The sequence below is a fragment of the Methylobacterium mesophilicum genome, assembly GCF_022179445.1.
GTDB lineage: Bacteria > Pseudomonadota > Alphaproteobacteria > Rhizobiales > Beijerinckiaceae > Methylobacterium > Methylobacterium mesophilicum.
Genome location: NZ_BPQU01000019.1, coordinates 51,968 through 75,646 on the forward strand (window position 1 = coordinate 51,968; position 23,679 = coordinate 75,646).

General features: G+C 70.5%; 21 protein-coding genes. 12 read left to right on the plus strand and 9 right to left on the minus strand.

The window, feature by feature from the left end:
- Positions 1 to 79: 79 nt before the first annotated feature.
- Positions 80 to 1,297 carry an LL-diaminopimelate aminotransferase gene (locus MFF40_RS18355; protein ID WP_039903877.1) on the minus strand — a complete coding sequence of 406 codons (1,218 nt, stop codon included), beginning with the start codon at positions 1,295 to 1,297 and terminating at the stop codon, positions 80 to 82.
- Positions 1,298 to 1,421: 124 nt separating this feature from the next.
- On the minus strand, positions 1,422 to 1,838 hold the full coding sequence (locus MFF40_RS18360) for a hypothetical protein (protein WP_238261680.1): 417 nt from the start codon (positions 1,836 to 1,838) through the stop codon (positions 1,422 to 1,424).
- Positions 1,839 to 2,015: 177 nt separating this feature from the next.
- Here MFF40_RS18360 and MFF40_RS18365 point away from each other — a divergent pair, with 177 nt between their 5' ends.
- A complete protein-coding gene (locus MFF40_RS18365) occupies positions 2,016 to 3,812 on the plus strand; it encodes a PHA/PHB synthase family protein (protein WP_378995842.1) in 1,797 nt (598 codons plus the stop codon).
- A 332-nt stretch (positions 3,813 to 4,144) separates the two neighbouring features.
- On the opposite strand, the gene MFF40_RS18370 is transcribed toward MFF40_RS18365, so the two are convergent.
- A complete protein-coding gene (locus tag MFF40_RS18370; RefSeq protein WP_238261682.1) occupies positions 4,145 to 5,446 on the minus strand; it encodes an OmpP1/FadL family transporter in 1,302 nt (433 codons plus the stop codon).
- 428 nt (positions 5,447 to 5,874) lie between these two features.
- Between MFF40_RS18370 and MFF40_RS18375 the strand changes: the two genes are divergently transcribed.
- The gene (locus MFF40_RS18375; protein WP_147855558.1) at positions 5,875 to 6,759 is read left to right on the plus strand and encodes a fumarylacetoacetate hydrolase family protein; all 885 of its coding nucleotides are present in this window, start codon (positions 5,875 to 5,877) and stop codon (positions 6,757 to 6,759) included.
- 83 nt (positions 6,760 to 6,842) lie between these two features.
- A complete protein-coding gene (gene bioB, locus MFF40_RS18380; protein WP_147855559.1) occupies positions 6,843 to 7,844 on the plus strand; it encodes a biotin synthase BioB in 1,002 nt (333 codons plus the stop codon).
- A 4-nt stretch (positions 7,845 to 7,848) separates the two neighbouring features.
- On the opposite strand, the gene MFF40_RS18385 is transcribed toward bioB, so the two are convergent.
- The 4 genes from MFF40_RS18385 to mnmA all read right to left on the minus strand — a co-directional run bounded on the left by MFF40_RS18385 (position 7,849) and on the right by mnmA (position 12,525).
- Entirely contained in the window at positions 7,849 to 9,318 is a 1,470-nt protein-coding gene (locus MFF40_RS18385; protein WP_238261684.1) for a sensor histidine kinase, read from the minus strand.
- A gap of 594 nt (positions 9,319 to 9,912) precedes the next feature.
- Positions 9,913 to 10,695 (minus strand): TVP38/TMEM64 family protein, encoded by a 783-nt coding sequence (locus tag MFF40_RS18390; RefSeq protein ID WP_238261686.1) that lies wholly within the window; start codon positions 10,693 to 10,695, stop codon positions 9,913 to 9,915.
- The gene (locus tag MFF40_RS18395) at positions 10,692 to 11,345 is read right to left on the minus strand and encodes a class I SAM-dependent methyltransferase (RefSeq protein WP_147857268.1); all 654 of its coding nucleotides are present in this window, start codon (positions 11,343 to 11,345) and stop codon (positions 10,692 to 10,694) included. Before MFF40_RS18395 ends, MFF40_RS18390 begins: the two co-directional genes overlap by 4 nt.
- A 25-nt stretch (positions 11,346 to 11,370) precedes the next feature.
- Complete coding sequence (mnmA, locus tag MFF40_RS18400) at positions 11,371 to 12,525, minus strand: tRNA 2-thiouridine(34) synthase MnmA (protein WP_147899490.1); 1,155 nt, start codon at positions 12,523 to 12,525, stop codon at positions 11,371 to 11,373.
- A 502-nt stretch (positions 12,526 to 13,027) separates the two neighbouring features.
- Here mnmA and MFF40_RS18405 point away from each other — a divergent pair.
- From MFF40_RS18405 to flbD, 8 genes are all read left to right on the plus strand, one after another.
- A complete protein-coding gene (locus tag MFF40_RS18405) occupies positions 13,028 to 14,620 on the plus strand; it encodes a flagellar hook-length control protein FliK (protein ID WP_238261688.1) in 1,593 nt (530 codons plus the stop codon).
- Between the two features lie 90 nt (positions 14,621 to 14,710).
- Positions 14,711 to 15,394, plus strand: coding sequence for a flagellar hook assembly protein FlgD (locus MFF40_RS18410; protein WP_147857121.1), 684 nt, complete (start codon positions 14,711 to 14,713; stop codon positions 15,392 to 15,394).
- A gap of 91 nt (positions 15,395 to 15,485) precedes the next feature.
- Positions 15,486 to 15,761: a CtrA inhibitor SciP gene (gene sciP, locus MFF40_RS18415; protein WP_007569077.1), complete on the plus strand. Its 276-nt coding sequence runs from the start codon at positions 15,486 to 15,488 to the stop codon at positions 15,759 to 15,761.
- A 215-nt stretch (positions 15,762 to 15,976) separates the two neighbouring features.
- Entirely contained in the window at positions 15,977 to 17,605 is a 1,629-nt protein-coding gene (gene fliF, locus MFF40_RS18420; RefSeq protein WP_147898061.1) for a flagellar basal-body MS-ring/collar protein FliF, read from the plus strand.
- 24 nt (positions 17,606 to 17,629) lie between these two features.
- Positions 17,630 to 18,676, plus strand: a complete 1,047-nt coding sequence (locus tag MFF40_RS18425) for a flagellar motor switch protein FliG (RefSeq protein ID WP_147857743.1) — start codon at positions 17,630 to 17,632, stop codon at positions 18,674 to 18,676.
- Positions 18,673 to 19,284: a FliH/SctL family protein gene (locus tag MFF40_RS18430; protein WP_238261690.1), complete on the plus strand. Its 612-nt coding sequence runs from the start codon at positions 18,673 to 18,675 to the stop codon at positions 19,282 to 19,284. Before MFF40_RS18425 ends, MFF40_RS18430 begins: the two co-directional genes overlap by 4 nt.
- Before the next feature lie 9 nt (positions 19,285 to 19,293).
- On the plus strand, positions 19,294 to 19,626 hold the full coding sequence (gene fliN / locus MFF40_RS18435; protein WP_147856538.1) for a flagellar motor switch protein FliN: 333 nt from the start codon (positions 19,294 to 19,296) through the stop codon (positions 19,624 to 19,626).
- A 79-nt stretch (positions 19,627 to 19,705) separates the two neighbouring features.
- Positions 19,706 to 21,067, plus strand: coding sequence for a sigma-54-dependent transcriptional regulator FlbD (flbD, locus tag MFF40_RS18440; protein ID WP_147898060.1), 1,362 nt, complete (start codon positions 19,706 to 19,708; stop codon positions 21,065 to 21,067).
- A 230-nt stretch (positions 21,068 to 21,297) separates the two neighbouring features.
- On the opposite strand, the gene MFF40_RS18445 is transcribed toward flbD, so the two are convergent.
- Both MFF40_RS18445 and MFF40_RS18450 read right to left on the minus strand, forming a co-directional pair.
- Positions 21,298 to 21,579, minus strand: a complete 282-nt coding sequence (locus tag MFF40_RS18445) for a hypothetical protein (protein ID WP_147857092.1) — start codon at positions 21,577 to 21,579, stop codon at positions 21,298 to 21,300.
- 101 nt (positions 21,580 to 21,680) lie between these two features.
- Complete coding sequence (locus MFF40_RS18450; protein ID WP_147898059.1) at positions 21,681 to 22,994, minus strand: KpsE/RkpR family capsule polysaccharide export protein; 1,314 nt, start codon at positions 22,992 to 22,994, stop codon at positions 21,681 to 21,683.
- 191 nt (positions 22,995 to 23,185) lie between these two features.
- Between MFF40_RS18450 and MFF40_RS18455 the strand changes: the two genes are divergently transcribed.
- Positions 23,186 to 23,635, plus strand: coding sequence for a hypothetical protein (locus tag MFF40_RS18455; RefSeq protein WP_238261692.1), 450 nt, complete (start codon positions 23,186 to 23,188; stop codon positions 23,633 to 23,635).
- Positions 23,636 to 23,679: the final 44 nt, after the last annotated feature.

Sequence of the window (23,679 nt, forward strand, 5' to 3'; positions counted from 1 at the left end):
CTGACAAGCGCCGGCGGGGGACGACGGGCCCTTTGACGGAGCCTGTCGCCCGGCGGCAACAATCGCGACCCGCCCGCTCTCAGACCGCCCGGGCCATCGGCACGACGTTGTGCAGGGTCTTGTCGCCGCCATCGAAGAACCGGCGGATGTTGCGCGCGGCCTGCCGGATCCGCTGCTCGTTCTCGACCAGGGCGATGCGGACATATTCGTCGCCGAACTCGCCGAAGCCGATGCCGGGCGCCACGGCGACGTCGGACTTCTCCAGCAGCAGCTTCGAGAATTCGAGGCTGCCCATCTCCCGGTAGCGCTCGGGGATCGGCACCCAGGCGAACATCGAGGCGGCGGGCGCCGGGATGGTCCAGCCGGCCTTGCCGAAGGATTCCACCAACGCGTCGCGCCGCTTGCGATAGGTCGCCCGCATCTCGTCGATGCAGTCGTCGGGTCCGTTGAGGGCCGCGGTGGCGGCGACCTGGATCGGCGTGAAGGCGCCGTAATCGAGATAGGACTTCACCCGGGAGAGCGCCGCCAGCAGGCGCTCGTTGCCCACCGCGAAGCCCATGCGCCAGCCGGCCATGGAGTAGGTCTTCGACAGCGAGGTGAACTCGACGGTGCAATCGATCGCGCCCGGGACCTGCAGGACCGAGGGCGGCGGCTTGCCGTCGAAGTAGACCTCCGCGTAGGCGAGATCCGAGAGCAGGATCAGCTCGTGCTGCTTGGCGAAGGCGACGAGGTCCCGGTAGAAATCGAGGTCGGCCACGTAGGCGGTCGGGTTCGACGGATAGCAGACCACCAGGGCGACCGGCTTCGGGATCGAGTGGCGCATCGCCCGCTCGAGGGCCGGGAACATCGCCGGGGTCGGCTCGGCCGGGACCGAGCGGATCACGCCGCCGGCCATCAGGAAGCCGAAGGCGTGGATCGGGTAGCTCGGGTTGGGCACCAGCACCACGTCGCCCGGGGCGGTGATCGCCTGGGCCATGTTGGCGAAGCCTTCCTTCGAGCCCAGCGTCGCCACCACCTGCGTGTCGGGGTTGAGGCTCACGCCGAAGCGACGCTGGTAATAGCCCGCCTGGGCGCGGCGCAGGCCGGCGATGCCCTTGGAGGCGGAGTAGCGGTCGGTCCGCGGCCGGCCCGCCGTCTCGCACAGCTTGGCGATGACGTGCTTGGGGGCGTCGAGGTCGGGGTTGCCCATGCCGAGATCGATGATGTCGGCGCCCTGGGCTCGGGCGGTAGCCTTGATCCGGTTGACCTGCTCGAAGACGTAGGGCGGCAGGCGCTTGATGCGGTGGAAGTCGGTCATGGGCGTGTCCATCGGCGCGTCCCGAATCTGGCGTCTCTCGTTGGTGTCGGTCGCGCGAAGGATTCGCTCTAGCAGAGTTGCGTGCCGCCGCCGACCCTCAAAAATCCGGTCCGGATCGGTGCCGTTATCGCGCCGCCGCGGGCACCGGCTTGATCGCGGCGGCGGCCCCCCGGCCCGCACTCTCGGCGGCGCGGCCGCGGCTCTCGTTGCGGCCGCGGGCCCCTTCGAGTTCGGCCTCCAGCGCCTTCTGACCCTCGGACGACTTGGCCCGGATCGGGCGCTTGGGCGCGTCGACGCCCACCGGCATGAAGGCGGGCGCCTCCTGGCCGCGGGTCTCGGTCACGAAATCCGGCGCGGCCACGACCCGGGGGCCGTAGCCCGCATCGGTGGCGAGGGTGCGCACCGCGTCCCCCGAGCAGGCCGCGAGCGGCGCCGCCAGGAGGGCCAGCACCGCCACGGCGAGGCCCCGCGCCGGGCCCGGGCCGCCGGACCGCCGACCGGTGGGGTTCAAAAAGGCGCGGTGCATGAGCACATGGGTCATGAGAAGATCGCGCGGATGTTTCGCGACACGCGCAAACGGGCTGGTGCAACCTCTCGCTCGCTCCTTAATTTGTCGGAAACGAGGCTCACCGTCAGTCGGGCCGAAACACCACACAGGGAGGCGCGCGTGACGAGCCCGCGGACGCAGGCGTCGGACCAGGCTGCCGCCCGGACCGGCATGGTCAACGGCGCCATGCCGGACGGCATCACGCCGCCGATGCCGGATATCGAGGCCCTGTCGCGCAATGCCGGCCAGTTCGTGGAGGCGCTGGGGCGCAGCGCCGCCCGCATGCTCTCGCCCGAGGCCCAGGCCGGCGCTCCCTCCGGGGAGATCAACGAGGCGGTCAGGACGCTGGGCCAGATCGCAGAGGCCTGGATGTCGGATCCGAACCGGAGCGCCGAGGCCCAGGCCAAGCTGTCCCAGGCGTTCCTGACGCTGTGGGGCACGACCTACCTGCGCCTCCAAGGCCAGCCGGCCGATCCGGTGGCGGTGCCCGAGCCCAAGGACGGCCGGTTCAGCGACGCCGAGTGGTCCACGAACCCGTATTTCGATTTCCTGAAGCAGGGCTACCTGATCGCCACCCGCTGGGCCGAGGGCCTGGTGGACGAGGCCGAGGGCATCGACGAGCGCACCCGCCACAAGGCGCAGTTCTACCTGCGCCAGCTCACCAGCATGCTGTCGCCATCGAACTTCCTGCCGACCAATCCGGAGCTGATCCGCCACACCCTGCAGGAGAGCGGCGCCAACCTCGTGCGCGGCCTCAAGATGTACGAGGAGGATCTGGCGGCCGGCGGCGGCCAGCTGCGGGTCCGCCAGACCGATCCGAGCGGGTTCGAGGTCGGCCGCAACGTCGCGGTGACCCCGGGCGAGGTGGTGTTCCGCAACGACCTGATCGAGCTGATCCAGTACGCGCCCGCCACCGAGACGGTGCTCAAGCGCCCGTTCCTGATGGTGCCGCCCTGGATCAACAAGTTCTACATCCTCGACCTCAATCCCCAGAAGAGCTTCCTGAAGTGGATGGTCGACCAGGGCCTGACGGTGTTCTGCATCTCCTGGGTGAACCCGGATGCGCGCCATGCCGACAAGGACTTCGAGTCCTACATGCGTGAGGGCATCGAGGCGGCGATCGACGCGATCGGGGTCGCCACGGGCGAGAGCGAGGTCCACGCGGCCGGCTACTGCGTCGGCGGCACCCTGCTCTCGGTGACGCTCGCCATGCAGGCCGCCACGGGCAACCGCCGCATCAAGAGCGCGACCCTGCTGACCACGCAGGTGGACTTCACCCATGCCGGCGACCTCAAGGTGTTCGCCGACGAGGAGCAGATCCGCCAGGTCGAGGCCCGCATGGCCGAGCGGGGCTACCTGGAGGGCAGCCGCATGGCCAACGCGTTCAACATGCTGCGGCCGGACGACATGATCTGGTCCTACGTCGTCAACAACTACATCAAGGGCAAGCCGCCCTCGGCGTTCGACCTGCTGTACTGGAACTCCGACGCCACCCGGATGCCGGCGGCCAACCACTCGTTCTACCTGCGCAATTGCTATCTCGAGAACAGCCTGGCCCAGGGCAAGATGGTCCTCGGCAACGTCCGGCTGGACCTGAAGAAGGTGCAGGTGCCGATCTTCAACCTCGCCACCCGGGAGGACCACATCGCCCCGGCGATCTCGGTGTTCGAGGGTTCGAAGACCTTCGGCGGCAAGGTCGATTACGTGCTGGCGGGATCGGGCCACATCGCCGGAGTCGTCAACCCGCCCTACAAGCCGAAATACGGCTACTGGACCGGCGGGCCGGTGAAGGGCGAACTCAAGGACTGGATCGCGGCGGCGGTGGAGACCAAGGGCTCGTGGTGGCCCTACTGGTTCCAGTGGATCGAGGCCCAGGCCCCCGAGCGGGTCCCGGCCCGCAAGCCCGGCGGCGACGCGCTGCCGTCGCTCGGCCCGGCTCCGGGCACGTATGTGCGGATGCGGGCCTGAGGGGGCTGCGCCGTGCTCGCGGCTTGCGGCTGACGGAGCGGGTTTCGAGCCGGTTACACTGCGGCCTACGGTTTTGCTCGAAGGTGCAAGCTGTGATCCCCTCGCCCCGCTTGCGGGGAGAGGGCCGCGACGACCTCGTCGTCGGCGCGGCGAGGCGGCAGCCGAGGGTGAGGGGGCGGTTTAGAACGCGCACCTCACTCAGAGCCGCCCCCTCACCACCGCTCCGGCTTCGCCTCCGCTTCCCGCACGGACGACGAGGTCCGTGCGGGCCTCTCCCCGCGTGCGGGGAGAGGGGAACCCGCATTGCATCCTGAAATATCTGAACAGCCCCCTCAATACTTCCGGATCAGCGGCGCCGGGGCGGCCGGCGGCGGGGCTCCGAACACGTAGCGGAAGCCCACCGAGACGATGTCGGCGCTCGAATCGACCACGCCCGCGAACGCGATGTTGCCGACGTTGTAGTCGCGCCCGACACCCGCGAGGATGCGCGACCGGTCGAGGAAGAAGTGCGAGTAGGCCAGGTTCAGGGTCAGGCGCTCGTTCCAGCGATAGCTGGCGCCCACCGAGGCGATGTAGCGGTCGCCGTCGGGCAGCCGCACCGAGCGGTTGCGGAAGTCGATCGGCGAGGATTCGTAGGCGAAGCCGGTCCGCACGGTCAGGTTCGGCGCGGCGTCGTACTCGCCACCGATCGAGTAGGTGTAGCCGTCCTTGTAGTTCAGGGGCAGGTTGCTGACCGGCAGGCCGAGGCGGTTCGAGACGATGCCGACCGTACCGAGCCGCGACCACTGATCCCACTCGAAGCCGAGATCGACCCGGGCGACCGGCGAGATCGCCTGGACCAGGCCGACGCTGAGCTTGTCCGGGGTGTTGAGCTTCGCGCGCACCTGTCCGGCCGTCGCCGCCAGCGCCACCAGCGGCACGCCGATCGAGCCGTCGATGTCGTGGTGCACGGACGAGCGGTAGCCGATGCCGATCACGGTGCCGTCGCGGGGCGTCAGGGTCGCGCCCGCCGTGAAGCCGACGCCCCAGGATTCGCCCTTGAGGAACCCGCTCGGATAGAGGGCCGGCGCGATGCCGGGGATCGGCAGCGCCTGCCGCAGGGTCAGCCGGAAATATTCGATGTTCGGGCCGGCGGCGAGCGACAGCCACTCGTTGACCTTGAAACCGATTACCGGATTGAACGCCAGCGTGAAGATCCGGGACGAGCGGCCATAGACCTCGCCGGCCCAGACCTGGTTCGGCTTGGTCACGAGGCCGAAGGGCGCACCCGTCGAGAGGCCGAGCCAGAGGCGGTCGTTGATCTGGTAGGAGGTCGCCCCCGCGGGCACCACGGCGCCCTGTCCGATATCACCGGAATCGCCCAGGCGCGCGAAGCCCGGATTGGTCCCGGGTGCCGTCCGGATGTCTGAGGAGAGGCCGATATAGGTGAGGTTCTGCTCGGAGACGAAGCCCGGGTTCATCGTGATGACCGCGGGATTCCAGAACATCGACGAGACGCCGCCGGAGCCGGCGGCCGCGCCCGCGAAGGACAGCCCCTGGGCCTGGGTGCTCTGCTCGCGGATGCCGAAGGCCCCGGCCCGCGCCTCGCCGGCGCCGATCGCCGCCACCGAGGCCGCGAGCACCCATGCGCGCATTGTCCCGTTCATCTGCTCCCCCCGAACCGGATGGCTTGTTCGGGCGCCCTGATTCGACCTTGTCCCGGTCCGGCGCCGTTGTCGGTATGGTGCAGGTTTCCCCCGCTCGACCGCAACGGCGATCACGAGTCCGGCCGGCACCGGAAGCGCCGATGATCGACAGAATCACGACGACGGCTTATCTCTCGGCTAGGCAATCAAACCTGTTTTCCCCCCTCGGCGGACTGTCTTTCGCCGGCGGGATCCGGCGATGAATAATAAATCAGTTTGCGTCTGAATATGCACTTTTTTGCCACGATGTTGCCAAGTTGCGACACCGCGAAATCGCGAGCCGCCGCCACGGACGCGCTTGCACCGGCGGTGCTGCGCGGCCATGGTCCCGGCGCCCGGCGTAGACCGGTTCCAGGGAAGGATGAGGAGTCGCGGCGATGAAGCTCTTCCGGCACGGCCCGAGCGGCGATGAGAAGCCCGGCCTCGTGGATGCGCAGGGCGGCCTGCGCGATCTGTCCAGCATCGTGCGCGACATCGCCGGCCCGGCCTTGGCGCCGGAATCCCTGGAGCGGCTGCGGGCCCTCGATCCCGAGACCCTGCCGAAGCTGCCGGCGGACACGCGGTTGGGCCCCTGCGTCGGCGGCACCCGCAACGTCGTCGCCATCGGCCTCAACTTCGCCGACCACGCCGCCGAGACCGGCTCGCCGATCCCGTCGGAGCCGATCATCTTCAACAAGGCGCCGTCCAGCCTGTGCGGGCCGAACGACACGGTGATCATCCCCAAGGGCTCGGCCAAGACCGACTGGGAGGTGGAGCTCGCGGTGGTGATCGGCCGCCGGGCGAGCTACGTCCACGCCAACGAGGCCCTCAGCTACGTGGCGGGGGCCTGCATCTGCAACGACGTCTCGGAGCGCGAGTGGCAGCTTGAGCGCGGCCCGACCTGGACCAAGGGCAAGAGCGCGCCGACCTTCGGGCCGCTCGGCCCGTGGCTGGTGACGCTGGACGAGATCCCCGACCTGAAGAACCTCGCCATGAGCCTCGACGTCAACGGCGAGCGCCGCCAGACCGGTTCGACCGCGACCATGATCTTCGACGTGCCGCAGCTCGTCGCCTACGCGTCGCACTTCATGCTGCTGGAGCCCGGCGACGTGATCACCACCGGGACCCCGCCCGGCGTCGGCCTCGGCATGAAGCCGCCGCGCTACCTGAAGGCCGGCGACGAGATGGTCCTGCGCATCGAGCGCCTGGGCGAGCAGCGCCAGAAGGTCATCGCCTTCGACGACTGGACCGCCAAGGTCTCGGCCGGCGAGCCGACGCACTGAAGCGACGCCGCCGCCTCCGCACAGGAGGGCGGCGGCCCGCAGGGCGCTTGATTTTGGCCACCGATCCCCGTCAAGAAGACACCATGAGCCAAGCTGCCGACCCGCACGCCTCCGATTTCCGCCACGACTGGAGCGTCGCGGAGATCCGCGCGATCCACGACCTGCCGTTGCTCGACCTCGTGTATCGGGCCGCGGCCGTGCATCGGGCACACAACGACCCGAGCGACGTCCAGCGCGCGAGCCTGCTCTCGATCAAGACCGGCGCCTGCCCGGAGGATTGCGGCTACTGCTCGCAGTCGGCCCATCACAAGGGCACCGGCCTGCCGCGCCAGCGCCTGATGCCGGTGGACACGGTGCTGGCCGAGGCCGCGGCCGCCAAGGCCAACGGGGCGACCCGCTTCTGCATGGGCGCGGCCTGGCGCAGCCCGCGCGACGGCGCGGAATTCGACTCGGTTCTGGACATGGTGCGGGGTGTGCGCGGCCTCGGGATGGAGGCCTGCGTCACCCTCGGCATGCTGACCGCCAGCCAGGCCGAGCGCCTGGCCGAGGCGGGGCTCACCGCCTACAATCACAACCTTGATACCGGTCCGGACTACTACGACAAGATCGTGTCGACCCGGACCTACGGGGACCGCCTGGACACGCTGGAGCGGGTCCGCGAGGCCGGCATCGGCGTCTGCTGCGGCGGCATCATCGGCCTCGGCGAGGGCGTCGGCGACCGGGTCGCGATGCTGCACGTGCTGGCCAACCACGCGCCGCATCCGGAGAGCGTGCCGATCAACGCGCTGGCCGCCGTCCCCGGCACCCCGCTCGGCGACCGGGCCGCGCCCGTCGATCCGTTCGACATGGTGCGGATGTGCGCCACCGCCCGCATCGTGATGCCGAAGGCCCGGGTGCGCCTCAGCGCCGGACGCAAGGCGTTGAGCCGGGAGGCGCAGGCCCTCTGCTTCCTCGCGGGGGCCAACTCGATCTTCTACGGCGAGCGCCTGCTCACCACCGCCAACAACGAGGCGGATTCCGATGCCGCGCTGCTGGCCGATCTCGGCATCCGCGTCGCGGAGCCGATCCTGGCCGCCGCCGAGTAGCGCGTCAGCCCTCCGGCAGCACGATCCGGAAGCGGGCGCCGCCCTCCTCCGGGTCCAGGGTCAGGCTGCCGCCGTTGATGCCGATCAGCTCGGCGGCGATCGGCAGGCCGAGCCCGGTGCCGCCCGAGCGGGTCGAGCCCTGGAACGGCGAGAACAGGTTCTCCCGGGCCCGCGCCGGCAGGCCGGGGCCGTTGTCTTCCACCAGGATGGTCACCCGGCCCGGCGCGTCGCGGCAGGCGGTGACCCGCACCTCGGCCTCCGGCACCGCGGCCCCGTCCAGCGCCTGCACGGCGTTGCGGACCAGGTTGGCCAGGGCCCGGGCGAGCTGCTCCGGGTCGGCCTTCACGCGGCATTCGCCGGCGTCCACGATGACGCGCATGCTCCGTGCGGCGAGCGCGGCGAGGTCCGGCAATTCGGCGAAGAGCGGCGCCAACGGCGTCGAACTGAGCGTCGGCGCGCGCTCGGAGACGCGGCCGTAGGCCAGGCTCGCCTCGCAGAACCGGATGGCCCGGGCGATGGCCCCGACCAAGCGCGGCGCCACCCGCTGGACCATCGGGTCGGCGGTGTCCTCCAGCCGGTCGCCGAGGAGTTGGGCGCCGGTGAGCAGGTTGCGCAGTTCGTGGCTGACCTTGCTGACCGCCAGCCCCAGCTCGGCCAGCCGCCGCTTCTGGCGGAGCTGGTCGGCCAGGATGCGCTGCATCCGGCCGAGGGCGAGTTCGGCCTGGCCGATCTCGTCGCGGCGGCGGGACGGCGCGATGATCCGGCCGGCATCCTCCGGGTTCTCCGCGAAGGCCGTGATGTTGGTGGCGAGCCGCCGCACCGGGCGGACGATCAGCACCTGCAGCACCACGAAGACCAGCCCGGCCGCCGACGCCGCGATGATCAGCGACGAGACCAGCAGGCGCAGCGCGTAGTCGATCATCGCGGCGCGCAGCGGCGCCTCGTCGAGCAGGACCTCGACCCGGTCGAAGCCGATGCCCCCCTCCCCGATCACCCGGATCGGCTCGCGGACCGGCGCGACCAGGGTCCGCCACGCCCCCCGGATGGTCGACAGGGCCGTTACGTCGCGCAGGTCGACCGTGTCGGCCACCGTCTCGGGCACCGGCTCGATGGCGAGCAGCCGCTGGGCGCCGCCGCCGCGGACCGCGATCGCCCGGGCGTTCACCCCCGCGAGCAGCCGGCTCTCCAGCGCCTCGGAGACCGGCTCGCCGGTCCGGCCGTCGAGGACCAGGGCGGCGACCTGCGCGGCCGCGACCCGGTCGGACATCCACTCGATCCGGTAGTTGGCCACCGCCGGCACGTAGGTCAGCACCTCGGCCACCACCACGAACGCGACGGTGACGAGGAACAGCCGCCCGGACAGGCCGAGGCGGGCCGGACGCCGCTCGGGCACCTCGCGTGCCGCGGCGGCCGCCGCCGGCATCGTGACCGGGTCGGATTCGGCGGCCACGCCCATCACGCTCCGACCGGGCATCGCGGGCGGGTGGGGGCGGGGTGGCAATTGCGAGAGCTCGAGCCGTTTCCGGCTTTCGCGCGGGACATGGGGTAACGCCGTCGTTTCAAAGCCGGGAATACAGGGGGCATTCCCGCGGGCACTATACGAGCACGATAGGGTCGAGGTTGCATGTACCTTAGAGCACCTCGAAAGAAGTCCACCGTCTCGGCGCCTGTGTCGCGCACGTGCGCAGAGGCTCTTACGGCACGCTCCGGAACACCAGAACACCGCCGGCGATCGGGTGATGGCCCCGTCAGCGAGGCCGATGCCAAACGGGACAGGAGCGGGAAACGTTATCTCGATCAACACCTTGGACCGAACGGGAATCCAACATTCCAGCCTACGGCGGCCGTCCGGGAGGTTCGTTACCCGAAACGGCCGGGCGACACGATTAGACCCATGCGCGACACAGAGTGAAGATTAAATTTGCGCGCCGACAGAAATTTTTAACCGGGTACTCAGTCACGCGAGAGCCGTTCCCACCTTCGATGTTACGGGCTCTCTTGGGCCGAACCGGCATCCATTTGGCGGTTGGCGGTTCAAGACACGAACGCCGTGCTGGACGAACCGGCTTCAGGCGCGCCGGAACCGGCGGCTCAGCAGGACGCTGCCCAGCGCGAACACGGCGAGCATCCCCAGCCCGGCCACCATCTTGGGCGTGACCAGGGCCCTCAAGGTCAGAGCCTCGTCGCAACCGGTCGTCCCCGCGGCGAGGCAGGCGGCCTTGGCGGCCTCGTGGGCCGCGACCACGTCCTCGATCCCGGCGCCGGTCGTGGCGTAGACCAGGGCGCCCGGCAGCAGGCCCAGGAAGGTCGCCAGCACGAAGACCCGCATCTTCACCCCGCAGGCGGCGGGTGCGAGGTTCGTCATCCAGAACGGGAACAGCGGCAGCAGGCGCATCACCGCGATGTACCCGAAGGCGTCGCGCCGGAACGCGTCCGTGAACGCCGCGAGCCGCGTGCCGCCCATCCGGCGCAGCAGATCGGCCCCGGGCCCCTTGCCGATGGCGAACACGATCGCCGCCCCGGTGGTGGCCGCGCAGACCGCGGTCAGCGCCCCCGGCACGATTCCGAACAGGAAACCGCAGATCATGGTCAGGAACAGCGTGGCTGGCACCGAGACCACCACGGAGGCGACGTAGACCAGGTAGGCCGCCACCACGGCGCGCAGGTACCCGGCCTCGACGAAGCCGTGCAGCCAGGCCCGCGAGGCGAGCAGCCGGTCGAGGCTCAGGAGTTGCGCGACGCCCGAGACCAGCACGAACGCCGAGATGCACAGGAGCAGGACCAGCGGCAGCCACCGCCGCATCCGCTTCCAGCGTCCCTCCGGGACGGACGCGAGCCCGACGTCGCTCACCCGGCTTTGCGCATCCGCAGGATCTTGAAGAACCCGCCCGGGAAGGTCGGCTTCAGCCCCAGCACCTCGACGCCGTTGCGCCGGGCCCAGGCCTCGATCCGGGTCGCCTTGAAGTCCGACGACCAGCCGATCTTGGTGCAGAGCGGTGCCACGACCTCTTCGACCCGGGCGAGCGGGCCGTCGCTCTGGCCGAAATGGTTCGCCAGCACGATGCCGCCGCCGGGCCGGACCACCCGCAGGAACTCCGACATCGCGGCCTCGGGGTCGGGCACCAGGGTGATGAGGAACTGCGCCACGACCGCGTCGAAGCTCGCGTCGGCGTAGCCGAGGTGGCAGACATCCATCACCTGCAGGCCCTTCACGTGGGCCAGGTTCCGGCGCTTCACCTTGGCGCGGGCGCGCTTGAGCATGTCCTCGGAGAGGTCGACCCCGCAGACGAAGCTCGCCTTCGGGTAGTAGCCCAGCGCCAATCCGGTGCCGACGCCGGCCTCCAGGATGCGCGGCCCGTGCTCGGCCGCGGCCTCCACGGCCGCGCGGGCCGCCGGCTCGGTGAGCTTGTCGTAGACCACGTCGTAGACGGGGGCCCAGCGGGCATAGGCCTTGCGCATCAGGGCCGTGCTCGGCCCGGCCATCTGCGGCTCGCTCAGCATCGTTCGGATTATCCAGAGATTGAGATCAGGCGGCTTCTCGGGGCCGGGCCGACAACGCATCGACCCGCCGGATGGTGCCGCCGCCCAGAACACGGGCCCGGGGGCCGTCGTCGCCGTAGAGCGCGCAGGCCTGGCCCGGCGACACGCCGTCCTCGGGCTCGGCCAGCACCACCTCGGCGGTTCCGTCCGGCGCCATGGTGAGCGTCGCCGGCCGCGGCGGCCGGGTCGAGCGCACGCGGACCGCCACCGGCAGGTCGCGCACGGACCCGGCCGGACCCTCGCCCAGCCAGTTCATATCCGAGAGGCGGATGCGCGTCGTCGCGAGCGCCGTGCGCGGGCCGACCACGACCCGGGCGGTGTCCGGCTCCAGGCGCACGACGTAGAGCGGCTCGGAGCCGGACAGGCCGAGGCCCCGGCGCTGGCCGACGGTGTAATGGACGATGCCCGCGTGCTGCCCGAGCACGTGGCCGCCGAGATCGACGATCTCGCCGGGCCGGGCCGCGTCCGGGCGCAGGCGGGCGATCACGTCGCTGTAGCGGCCCTGGGGCACGAAGCAGATGTCCTGGCTGTCGGGCTTCTCCGCCAGCGACAGGCCGAGGTCCTTGGCCAGCGCCCGGGTCTCGGCCTTGGACATCTCGCCCAAGGGAAAACGCAGGTATGCGAGCTGCTCGGCCGTGGTCGCGTAGAGGAAATAGCTCTGGTCCCGGGCCGGATCGAGGGCGCGGTGCAGCGCCCGGCCGCCCCCCGGCAGGGCCCGGCTCGCCACGTAATGCCCGGTGGCCAGGGCGTCGGCGTTCAGGTCCCGGGCCAGCCCGAGCAGATCGCGGAACTTCACGGTGCGATTGCACTCGACGCACGGAATCGGGGTCTCGCCCGCAAGGTAGCTCTCGGCGAATTTCTCGATCACCGCGTCGCGGAACCGGTCCTCGTAGTCGAGGACGTAATGCGGGATGCCGAGATGCTCGGCGGCCGCGCGGGCGTCGTTGATGTCCTGGCCGGCGCAGCAGGCGCCCTTGCGATGGGTCGCGGCGCCGTGGTCGTAGAGCTGGAGCGTGACCCCGACCACGTCGAAGCCCTGCCGCTTCAGCAGCCCCGCAACCACGGAGGAATCGACGCCGCCGGACATGGCGACGACCACGCGCGTCTCGTGGGCTGGCTTGGGAAGGTCGAGGGCGTTCATCGCAGGGGTCCGCCGCCGCCGGCTGGAAGGCGTCTCGGCTGCACGGCCTGTCTATAGCGGGAGTCCGATCGGCTTTCCAGGGCGGGGTTTTTTGGCGGGGGTGAGCGGTTTGCGCAGGCGCGGTGCGAGGCGTGGGATCAATCCCGGAAACAAGCGCCGGTTCGAAGGACGTCCGATCCGGGGATGACACGCACCCTACCTCCCCCGCAGAGCTGCGATGTTCACACATCGGTTTGCGAAAGCCGCCACGCGTCCCCTCTCCCGTGCGGGCTCGCAGATTCACACATTGGGGTCGGCAGGATACGCTGGAGACACCGCGGCCTGCCTGACCCAGCAACCGAGTGCCCCCACCCGGCAAATGCTGCCGGTCGCGCGGCAGCTTCGGACCCGGACGATATCCGGTATCCGAAAGCGGCACGACAAAATCCCTTATCGATCAGTCAGTTATCCAATCGCCCCAATGGCCTGGCCCTTGCTCGATCCCGATCGAGAGGAGCCCAGCATGGCGAGCGGTGCAACGGATCGGTTGGATGTCACCGGGTGGATCCCGTCCGCCCGTTCTTCGACCACGCCGCGATCGGGCTGGGATGCGGCCGGCGTCGCCGCCCGGGCCGGCGACTCGTCGCAGGATCGGTTCGGCGCGGCTCTGAGCGCGGCCCGGGCCCGGGATGCCGCTGCGGCGGCCCGCACCCGCGACGAGAGCCAGCGCAGCCAGGCCGATACGGCCCGCACGGCCGCGGAGCGCGTCCGGGATGCCGCCGAGACCGCGAAGGCCCGCGCCGCCGCCCGGCCGGATGCCCGTCCCGCCAATCTTCCCAAGCCGCCGGAGCCCCCGGCGCAGACTCAGAGGACGGCAGCCGCGGATGCGCGGCCCGCGACCTCGATGACCCGCGCCGCGACACAGGCGCCGGCAAAACCGTCGGATCCCGCCTCCGTCGGGGCCGTTCGGGATACGGATCCGAAGGCGCAGCAAGCCTCCGACGCGGCGACGCGGCCGGCGCAAGAGGCTGCCCTCGACGCGACCGCTGCCACCGCCGCCGGTACCGACCCGAAAGCCGGTGATCCAGCCGCCGTCGAGACCGCGCAAGTCGAACCGGCGCCGGGCGAGGTGCCGGCCCAGACCACGCCTCCACCGGCGAGCCCGGCCATGCCGGGAACGCTGCCGGCGCTGCTGGCCGAACTGGTGAAGGGTGCCCCGCTCGTTGCCGGCGGCGCAGCGGCCGACGGCGAGGCCAAGGATGTCGGAGCGGTCGGCCCGGGCGGCGCAGGGCTCGCTGGGTCTGGGGCGGTGCCGACGCAGGGCGCGGGCGCGGATGCGTCCGGAGCAAAGCCAGACCTCGCGGTCTCCGGGCCCAAGGCCGGCCCTCCTCCGATGGCGAAATCGTCGGCTCAGGGTGCCAGCCCGGTCGAGGCGGTCAAAGCCGGCGCGGCCGATCCTGCGGGCAAGGAGGCGGCCTCGAGCGCGGCCGCCGGCCAGGACTTCCTGACCGCCCTGGCGGATGCCGGCCAAGGCGCCGGCCCGGCGGCCGGCATGCAGGCCCCGGCCCCCACCCTCCCCCATGGCAATCCGGACGCGTCCTTCCTCGCACCGCAGGCGGCCGGATCGGCGAACGCAACGACGCAGGCCGCCGCGCCGACCCCGAGCCAGGTGCAAGCCCCGCCGGATCCGGCGGTACCGCTCGGGCAGGTGCCGATGACCATCGGGCTGCGCTCGCTCGCCGGGTCGAGCGAGTTCCAGATCCGGCTCGACCCGGCCGAACTGGGGCGGATCGACGTCAAGCTGGAGATCGACAAGGCGCGGGGCACGGTGATGACCCACCTCGTGGTCGAGCGGCCCGAGACGCTGGCCATGCTCCAGCGCGACGCCGGCCAGCTGCAGCAGGCCCTGTCCCAGACCGGGCTCGATCCCTCAGGGGGCGGCCTCAACCTGTCGCTGCGCAGCGACGGCAATGCCCAGGGCGGCGCCAACGGCGGCCAGGGCGATGCCCCCCGGGGCGGCTCGACCGCCTGGGCGCAGGACCGCGCCGACGCCCCCCAGGAGGTTGCGCCGACGCGCTGGCTGCGCGGCTACGGCGGCCTCGACATCAGGATCTGACGCGATGCGCGACCAGACCGCCTCGCGATTCGACATCGAACCATCATGCGTCCCGGCGTTCCGCCCCGACGCGCCACGGGAGCGAGCCGCATGACATCCGGGATATCCAACGTTACCAACACGTCATCCACAGCGTCGAGCAGCGGCGCGAGCGGCAATGGCAGCGAGATCGCCAGCAACTTCACGCAGTTCCTGACGCTGCTCACCACGCAGCTCAAGAACCAGAACCCGCTCGATCCGATGGACACCAACCAGTTCACGCAGCAGCTGGTCCAGTTCGCCGGCGTCGAGCAGCAGCTCAAGTCCAACGATCGCCTCGACAGCATCCTGACCGCCTCGAAATCGGCGAGTTCCGCGTCGGCGACGAGCTATATCGGCAAGAGCATCACGGCGGACGGCAGCAGCTCCCAGCTCTCCAACGGCTCCGCGTCCTGGACCCTGACGCCCGCCCGGGCGGCCTCGAAGGCGGTGGTCACGATCCTCGATTCGAAGAACAACGTCGTGGCCTCGCAGAGCACGTCGCTCACCGCGGGCAGCCAGACCTACGGCTGGAACGGCAAGACCTCGGCGGGCCTGACCGCGCCGGACGGGACCTACTCGATCAAGGTCTCGGCCTCCGACGCCACCGGGACGAGCGTGGCCGTGGACACCCAGCTCAACGGCACCGTGGACGCGGTCGACCTCAGCGGAGCGGCGCCGGTCCTCATGATCGGCTCTCAGAAAGTGCCGCTGAGCAGCGTCCAAAGCATAGGGTTGTCCACAAGTGGCACCTAACGAATCATATCCGAGTGATCCGCTTCAACATCTCTTAAGCGAGCGCAAGTACCTTCAACGCTCGACAGGTCAGTCGAGTGTAGAGCGTATCATGACCGAACCCAGCCGCCCGAGAGTCAAATACGTGATCGGGCCCGACGGCAGTCCTCTGACCATCGCGGATCTTCCGCCGCCGAGCACCCGTCGATGGGTGATCCGGCGCAAGGCAGAGGTCGTCGCCGCCGTGCGCGGTGGCCTCCTCAGTCTCGAGGAGGCGTGCAAGCGCTACACCTTGACCACCGAGGAATTTCTGAGCTGGCAGTTCTCGATCGACCAGCACGGCCTCGCCGGGCTGCGGACGACCCGGATCCAGCATTACCGGCACTGAACGCGGCCGGAACAGGGACCGCGCCCCCGGCCCGGTCCTCGAGAAGTCCCCTCCGAAGCCGCCTCCGCACCCCGGATGCGGCTTCGTTCCGTTCCAAGACCCAACTTTGCGCCCCCGCGGGCCCCGGCATTAACGCCTCGCTAACCACGGGCTGGGCAATTTCTGCCGGGCGGGCCGTCGGGTCCCGCCAGCGTTAGAGTGCAGCGACCCATCCCGTGAAGCCGGTTCTCGATCTCGTCTCGAAGCTTGGACCGGCCCGGATCGCCGCCATGGCGGCCGTGACGCTGACCCTCATCGGCTTCTTCGCCTTCATCATCCTGCGGGTCTCGCGCCCCGATATGGGCGTGCTGTTCTCGGACCTGTCGATGCAGGATTCGGCCGCCGTGATTCGCGAGCTCGACAGCCGCGGCATCCGCTACGAATCGAAAGGCGACACCGGCCAGACCATCATGGCGCCGCGGGGCGACCTCGCCCGCCTGCGCATGGACCTCGCCGGCAAGGGCCTGCCCGTCCAGGCCGGCGTCGGCTACGAGATCTTCGACAAGGGCGACGCGTTCTCGTCCACCAACTTCGTCCAGAACGTGAACCACCTGCGGGCGCTCGAAGGCGAACTCGCCCGCTCGATCCGGGCGATCGGCCGGGTCCAGGCGGCCCGCGTCCACCTGGTCCTGCCCGAGCGGCGCCTGTTCGAGCGCGACCGGGAGAGCCCGAGCGCGGCCATCGTCCTGAAGCTGATGGGCGAACTCGATGCCGGGCAGGTGCGGGCGATCCGCCACCTCGCAGCCTCCGCCGTGGAGGGCCTGAAGCCCGAGCGGGTCTCGATCGTCGACGAGCGCGGCCGGCTCCTGGCCGACGGCGCCAAGGACGCCGACGCCAACGCCGCCAGCGGCTTCGAGGACCGGCAGCTCGGCCTGGAGCGGCGCCTGCGCGGGCAGATCGAGGATGTCGTCGCCGGCATCGTCGGCCCCGGCCGGGCTCGGGTCCAGGTCAACGCCGAGCTGGACCTCAACCGGATCGAGAGCCGCTCCGAGACCTTCGACCCGGAGAGCCGGGTCGTGCGCTCGGCCCAGACCCGGACCGAATCGGCCGTCACCGGCAACGCCGACGGGCAGGTCACGGTCGGCAACGAGCTGCCCGGCGCCAACGGCGGCGACAAGCCGCCCGCCCCGAAGGACGCGACCAACAAGAACGAGGAGACCACCAACTACGAGATCTCGAAGGTCACCAAGACCGAGATCGCCGAGGGCGGCCGGGTGAAGCGCCTGTCGGTCGCCGTGGTGGTCGACGGGATCTACGCCATCGCGCCCGACGGCAAGCAGACCTACACGCCGCGCCCGCCCGCCGAGATCGAGCGGATCACCGCCCTGGTGCGCAGCGCGGTCGGCTTCGACAAGGCGCGCGGCGACCAGATCGAGGTGGTGAACCTGCGCTTCGCCGAAGCGCCGAGCGTGCCGCAATTCAGCGAGCCGACCCTGATCCAGTCGCTGCTGGCGCCGACCAAGGATGACGTGCTGCGCATGGCCGAACTCTCGGTGCTGGCGCTCCTGACGCTGATCGTCCTGCTCACGGTGGTGCGTCCGCTGGTCCGGCAGGTTCTGGCGCCGGTCCCGGGCGCCGCCCCGGCGCTGGCGGGGCCCTCCGGCCTCGGCGACGCGGAGGCGGGGGCCGGCGCGGGCGCCTCGGTCACGCTGATCGAGCGCGACAGCCCGACCGCCCGGCTGATGGAGTTCGCCAAGATCAACGGCCAGATCCAGGCCGACACGGTGCAGCGGGTCGTCGACATGGTCCGGGCCAGCCCGGCCGAGACCGTCGAGGTGCTGCGCACCTGGATCCAGGAAGAGTAGCGCGTCGAGGATCGGGGACGAACGATGGCGGCAGGTCTTGCGAATTCCCTGACGACCGAGGGCGGCGACGCCTTCGCGGCGATGCCCGGCCCGCAGCGCGCGGCCGCGCTGCTGCTGATGCTCGGCGAGGCCGAGGGCGCCCCGATCTGGCAGATGCTGGAGGAGGAGGAGGTCAAGAAGGTCAGCCACGCGATGGTCCAGCTCGGCACGCTGGAGGTCGCCACCGTCGAGAAGCTGATCATCGAGTTCGTGACGAAGCTCAGCAACAGCGGCGGCATCTCGTCGAACTTCGAGCGGACCGAGGCCCTGCTGCTCAAAATCTTCCCGTCCGATCAGGTCTCGCTGATCATGGCCGAGATCAAGGGGGCGTCGGGCAAGCGCGTCTGGGCCTCGATCGCCCAGGTCGATCCCGAGATCCTCGCCTCGTTCCTGCGCAACGAGTACCCGCAGACCGTGGCGGTGGTGCTGTCGCGGGTGCGGGCGGACTACGCCGCCAAGGTGCTCACCATCCTGCCCGAGGACTTCGCCATCGACGTCCTGAACCGGATGCTCCGCATGGAGACGGTGCAGAAGGAGGCCCTGCGCCACATCGAGGAGACCCTGCGGGTCGAGTTCGTCTCGACCATCGCGCAGACCCAGCGCCGCGACGCCCACGAGATGATGGCGGACGTGTTCAACGCCTTCGACCGCCAGACCGAGGGCCGCTTCCTGGCCGCCCTGGACCAGGCCAATCGCGGCTCGGCCAAGCGCATCCGCGAGCTGATGTTCACCTTCGAGGATCTGCTGAAGCTCGATCCGGGCAGCGTCCAGACCCTGATGCAGAGGATCGACGGCGCGACCCTGTGCCTGGCGCTCAAGGGCGCCAACGAGCCGACCCGGGCCTTCTTCATGAGGCAGATGTCGACCCGGGCCGCCAAGAACCTCACGGACGAGATGGCCTCGCTGGGCCCGGTCCGCCTCAAGGAGGTCGATGAGGCGCAAACGAAGATGACCGAGGTCGCCAAGGACCTCGCCGAGAAGGGCGAGATCATGATCGCCAAGAACAGCGCCGAGGAGGAGCTGGTCTATTGAACGCCTCCTCGCCCCAGATCGCGAAGCCGTTCCTGTTCGAGACCGACTTCCGCAGCCCGCGCCCGAGCGCGGCGGCCCAGCGCGCCGCCGAGGCGGCCGCCCGCGCTGAGGTGGAGGCCCATGCCCGCGGCATCCAGGAGGGCTTGGTCCAGGCCGAGTCCCAGATCCAGGGCCGGCTCGCCGCCGCGCTGAACCACCTGGCCGAGGCCGCCACCGCCCTCCTGGCCCGGGCCGACGCGCACGAGGCCGAGCGCGAGGCGCAAGCGGTCGAGGTCGCGGTGCTGATCGCCCGGAAGGTCGCCGGCGAGGCGCTCGACGCCGCCCCGCTCGCCAGCATCGGCGAGGCCGCCCGGGCGGCGCTCCAGCACCTGCGCGGCGTGCCCCACCTGGTGGTGCGCGTGCATGACGGCCTGGTCGAGGAAGCGGAAACCCTGGTGAAGCGGCTCGCCCGCGAACGCGGCTACGAGGGCCGCCTCGTGGTGCTGGGCGATCCCGACATGCACGCGGGCGACGCCCGCATCGAATGGGCCGACGGCGGCATCGTGCGCGAGCGCGCCCGCATCGAGGCCGCCGTCGCCGACGCCCTCGGCCTGCCACCGACCCCGTAAGGAGCCCGGATGTCCGACGATTTCAGCCTGCCCCAGCTCGGCGAGAACGACCCCGACTACGCCGCGGGCTCGATCCGCGACACGCCCACGACCCCGAAGACGGCCGCCGACCTGGAGCAGCTGTTCGACGTGCCCGTGATGGTCTCGGCGGTGCTCGGCTCCTCCCGGATGCCGATCGGCGACCTGCTCCGGCTCGCCCCCGGCGCCGTGCTCGAACTCGACCGGAAGGTCGGCGAGGCGATCGACGTGTTCGTCAACAACCGGCTCGTCGCCCGCGGCGAGGTCGTCCTCGTCGAGGACCGGCTCGGCGTGACGATGACCGAGATCGTCAAGGGCGAATAGTTTTTTGATCTGCGGCGGAGACCGTCGCCTTGCCGAGGCGGCCCGCGCTCCGCGCCACGATGTTTGAGAGGGACGAACCATGCGGCTCCTGATGATCGGGCGGCTCAACGGCGAGCTGATCACCGCCTCCAAGATCGCGATGCGGCGCGGCGCCTCCGTCACGCAGGCGGACGCGATCCCACAGGGCCTCAACGTCCTGCGCGCCAAGGGCGCCGACCTGATCATGATCGACGTGTCGCTGGCGGTGCGCGACCTCGTCGACGCCCTGGAGGCCGAGCGGATCCGCACCCCGGTCGTGGCCTGCGGGGTCTCGGCCGACGCCCAGACCGCCGTCGCGGCGATCCGGGCCGGCGCCAAGGAATACATCCCGCTCCCGCCCGATCCCGAGCTGATCGCCGCGGTGCTGGAGGCGGTCGCCTCCGACCGCGCGGCCTTCGTGTGGCGCGATCCGGCGATGGAGCGGGTGGTCAAGCTCGCCGAGCAGGTCGCCCCCTCCGAGGCTTCCGTGCTGATCACCGGCGAGAGCGGCACCGGCAAGGAGGTGCTGGCCCGCCACGTCCACCTGAAGTCGCACCGGGCCGGCAAGCCGTTCGTCTCGGTCAATTGCGCGGCGATCCCCGAGGCGCTGCTCGAATCCGAGCTGTTCGGCCACGAGAAGGGTGCGTTCACCGGGGCGGTCGCCCGACGGATCGGCCGGTTCGAGGAGGCCAACGGCGGCACCCTGCTGCTCGACGAGATCTCCGAGATGGATGTGCGCCTGCAGTCCAAGCTGCTGCGTGCGCTGCAGGAGCGGGTGATCGACCGGGTCGGCGGCACCGCCCCGGTGCGGGTCGACATCCGCGTGCTGGCGACCTCGAACCGCAACCTGATGGAGGAGGTCCGCAAGGGGACGTTCCGCGAGGACCTGTTCTACCGCCTCAACGTCGTCTCGCTGAAGCTGCCGGCCCTGCGCGACCGGCCGGCCGACATCCTCGAACTCGCCGCCCACTTCGCCCGGAAATACGCCGAGGTGAACGGCGTCCCGGCCCGCGCCCTCAGCGCCGAGGCGCGGGCGCTGGTGGTGAAGAACCCCTGGCGCGGGAACGTGCGCGAACTCGAGAACACCCTGCACCGGGCGGTGCTTCTGGCCTCCGGGCCAGAGATCGGCCCCGACGCGATCCTGTCGCCGGACGGCGAGGCGATCGCCACGGCGGGCCCGGCCGGCCGCGCCGTGCAGGCCGCGGAAGCCGCCACCCGCGGCCTGGTCGGCCGGACCGTGGCGCAGGTCGAGTGCGACCTGATCCTCGACACCCTCGACCATTGCCTCGGCAACCGCACCCATGCGGCCAAGATCCTCGGCATCTCGATCCGGACCCTGCGCAACAAGCTGAACGAGTACGTCTCGGCCGGCCTCGACGTGGCCGAGCCCGGCGCCGTCCGGGCGAGCGCGGCTTACGGGTAGGCGGCGGATCGCCCGACGGCCATCCCATCCATCCCCCTCAGCCTGAGGTGGCGTAGCGACGCGGAGCCCTCGAAGGAGCCCTCCAGCCGGCCGCGCGATCCCTGGAGCGATCCTTCGAGGCGCCCGCTTCCGCGGCCGCACCGCAGGATGAGGGGCGTTTGTTGGATATCCGTCCGCTCCTCGGCACGCCGTCGGCGCGCACGGGAGAAGCGCCCCGAGCCGCGGCCCCGTCAGCGCCGGCCGCGGGCCCCCTTGTGCGCCTCGGTCTGGGCCGCGAAGGCCGCGTCGAGCTTGCGCAGGGATTCGTAGCGGGCGACGTCGCCCTCCACGTCGCGGATCGTCTCCTCGACGAGGTGGCGCTGCAGCGCGACGCGCGGATCGTCCGGGGGCAGCGCCTCGCGCTCCTGCAGGCGGAGCACGGCCTGGCGCACGACCGTGTAGACCGCCTCGCGCTCCGCCCGGTTCATCGAGGGCTGGATCGCCTTCGCGACGAGATCGGAGAAATCCGACATGGACCGTTAGACTTCGCTCATCGATCGGGGGAGGCCCGGGAGGCCGGACCGTCTCCCTCTACAGACCGCGCGCCGCGGGATCCAGACCCCGCGGTGCCGGCTCACATCCGCTGGTCGCGGATGCCGGCGATCAGGAGCGAGGACGAGCTCCAGAGCACGAAGAAGCAGAAGAAGGCGACGATCAGGGTGTGGCCCCGCTCGGGGTAGAGGCTGTCGGTCGGCAGGACCGGCGGCACGAAGGTCGCCAGGAAGATGTGCTGCTTGCTGGCCGAGATGCGGGCCCGGTCGAGCAGCATGTTCGCCGATTCCTCGAGTTTTTCCGCGATGGTCCGCTCGACCAGCAGGCCCTCGTACTGGAGCAGCGCCTCGGTCAGGTTGGTGCCGCCGCCCGCGGCCGCGCCGGCATTGGTCAATTCGTCCTGCAGCGTCTTCATCTGCTGCTCGATCGCCGCGACGTTGGAGGCCAGCGTCTGGATCGAGCGCGAGCGCTCATCGAGGTTCGAGCCGCGCAGCACCTGCAGGTCGGTCTCGAGCTTGAGCTTCTCCTTGCGCAGGATCGTGAGCGTGGTCAGTGTCCCCTCGGCGGTCTTGATCGGATCGATCACGCCCCACTGGTTGCGGAAGCTCTGCAGCCCGAGATGCGCCTTGCGCAGGCGCTCCTGCGCCACCGTCGCATCCGCCTGGGCCTGCTTGACCATGTCGGCCTGGGCGCGCTTCGAGATGTCGTTGATCAGCGCCTCGGCCCGGGTCACCACCTCGTGCGCGATGGTCAGGGCGTCCTGGGGGGTGAAGGCCCGCACCGACAGGCGGATCACGCCCGAAATCGAATCGATGTGCGCCTCGACGTGCTTGCGCCAGTACTTGGTGAGGTCCTCGACCGGATCCTTCGGGTCGAACCGGGCCCAGAAATCCGCCTCGGAGCGGGAGAACATCTTCGAGATGCCGATGCTTTTCTCCAGCGCCTCGACCAGAGTCTGGCTCTCGATATAGTCGCGGACGATGAAGCTGTCCTGGCTGTTGTGCTTCTGAATCAGGTTCGTGTACTGGCCGAGCGAGATGTTCTCCATCGGCTCGACGTTGCCGCGCACCGCGAACTGGGCCTCGGCGATGTACTGGTTGGAGGCGAAGCCGAACAGGTACAGGCCGATCACCAGGGTCGGCAGCAGCACGAACAGGCTGACCCGGCGGATCACCCGCGCGCCGTAGCTCGACGTGTCCTCCCGGCGCTGGCCGAGGCCGGGCAGCCGGGTCCAATCGAGGCGCTCGCGTGCCGCGGCCATCAGAGCCCGGGCGCCACGCTTCTCCGGCACCGGACGGATCGTCTCGGCGCCGTGGCGCAGCTCGGTCATCGTCGATGGCGCGAACGTCACGAGTTCGCCTTCGCGCGTGTCGTCCTTGACGTCGTCGAAGCTCATCCGCTCACTGTTCCTGGGTCTGCGCCGGATCCGCCACCGCGAAGCCGGCCGGAGGGCGGCCCGTGCGCGGCTCCGGAATCCCGTTCTTTTCGGCCCTTTTTAAGGCACCCGCCCCTCGCCCCGCCACGGCGGGCCGCACCGCGGCGACGGGCAAGGTAGCCGGGCCCGGTATCGCACCGTAGAGTCTCCCGATGATGACAGACCCCAGCGTCTCTCCCGGCCGCCCGGCCGCGACGAAGGCCGCCGAGACCCAGCTCGCCGAGACCCGACTCGCCAAGACCGGACTCGCCAAGACCGGACTCGCCAAGACCAAGCTGACCGAGGTCGTGGTGGTGTGCGCCAAATGCGCCAAGCGGCAGGGCCTGCGTCCGCGCGCGGTGCGGGCGCTGCTGAAGGGCGCGGCCAAGCAGGCCGCCAAGGACGGGCTGCTCGCCGACCGGACCAAGCTGTGCATCGTCGAGTCCGGCTGCCTCGGACCCTGTCCCAAGCGGGCGGTGGCGGTGGCCACGGGGGCGAGCCTGGCGGCCGGCCGGGTCGTGCTGCTCGATCCGGGTTCCAAGCCCGAAGAGGCCCTCGCCGCGGTGCTGCGCCCCGTGCTACCGCAGCGGCGCCCCCCGAATTCGGCCCCAATACGCCCCTAGCGGCGGTGACACCTGCCGAATCACCGCCGGATTCGCGGCCGGCG

Excerpts from the sequence above, each read along its gene's own strand:
- MFF40_RS18370 (WP_238261682.1), bottom strand. The coding sequence starts at position 5,446 with ATGCGCGCATGGGTGCTCGCGGCCTCGGTGGCGGCGATCGGCGCCGGC.
- MFF40_RS18425 (WP_147857743.1), top strand. The coding sequence starts at position 17,630 with ATGGCGGCAGGTCTTGCGAATTCCCTGACGACCGAGGGCGGCGACGCC.
- MFF40_RS18375 (WP_147855558.1), top strand. The coding sequence starts at position 5,875 with ATGAAGCTCTTCCGGCACGGCCCGAGCGGCGATGAGAAGCCCGGCCTC.
- MFF40_RS18455 (WP_238261692.1), top strand. The coding sequence starts at position 23,186 with ATGATGACAGACCCCAGCGTCTCTCCCGGCCGCCCGGCCGCGACGAAG.
- MFF40_RS18405 (WP_238261688.1), top strand. The coding sequence starts at position 13,028 with ATGGCGAGCGGTGCAACGGATCGGTTGGATGTCACCGGGTGGATCCCG.
- MFF40_RS18385 (WP_238261684.1), bottom strand. The coding sequence starts at position 9,318 with ATGCCCGGTCGGAGCGTGATGGGCGTGGCCGCCGAATCCGACCCGGTC.
- flbD (WP_147898060.1), top strand. The coding sequence starts at position 19,706 with ATGCGGCTCCTGATGATCGGGCGGCTCAACGGCGAGCTGATCACCGCC.
- MFF40_RS18360 (WP_238261680.1), bottom strand. The coding sequence starts at position 1,838 with ATGACCCATGTGCTCATGCACCGCGCCTTTTTGAACCCCACCGGTCGG.
- MFF40_RS18450 (WP_147898059.1), bottom strand. The coding sequence starts at position 22,994 with ATGAGCTTCGACGACGTCAAGGACGACACGCGCGAAGGCGAACTCGTG.
- MFF40_RS18410 (WP_147857121.1), top strand. The coding sequence starts at position 14,711 with ATGACATCCGGGATATCCAACGTTACCAACACGTCATCCACAGCGTCG.
- MFF40_RS18365 (WP_378995842.1), top strand. The coding sequence starts at position 2,016 with ATGGTCAACGGCGCCATGCCGGACGGCATCACGCCGCCGATGCCGGAT.
- MFF40_RS18395 (WP_147857268.1), bottom strand. The coding sequence starts at position 11,345 with ATGCTGAGCGAGCCGCAGATGGCCGGGCCGAGCACGGCCCTGATGCGC.
- fliN (WP_147856538.1), top strand. The coding sequence starts at position 19,294 with ATGTCCGACGATTTCAGCCTGCCCCAGCTCGGCGAGAACGACCCCGAC.
- sciP (WP_007569077.1), top strand. The coding sequence starts at position 15,486 with ATGACCGAACCCAGCCGCCCGAGAGTCAAATACGTGATCGGGCCCGAC.
- MFF40_RS18355 (WP_039903877.1), bottom strand. The coding sequence starts at position 1,297 with ATGACCGACTTCCACCGCATCAAGCGCCTGCCGCCCTACGTCTTCGAG.
- bioB (WP_147855559.1), top strand. The coding sequence starts at position 6,843 with ATGAGCCAAGCTGCCGACCCGCACGCCTCCGATTTCCGCCACGACTGG.
- MFF40_RS18445 (WP_147857092.1), bottom strand. The coding sequence starts at position 21,579 with ATGTCGGATTTCTCCGATCTCGTCGCGAAGGCGATCCAGCCCTCGATG.
- mnmA (WP_147899490.1), bottom strand. The coding sequence starts at position 12,525 with ATGAACGCCCTCGACCTTCCCAAGCCAGCCCACGAGACGCGCGTGGTC.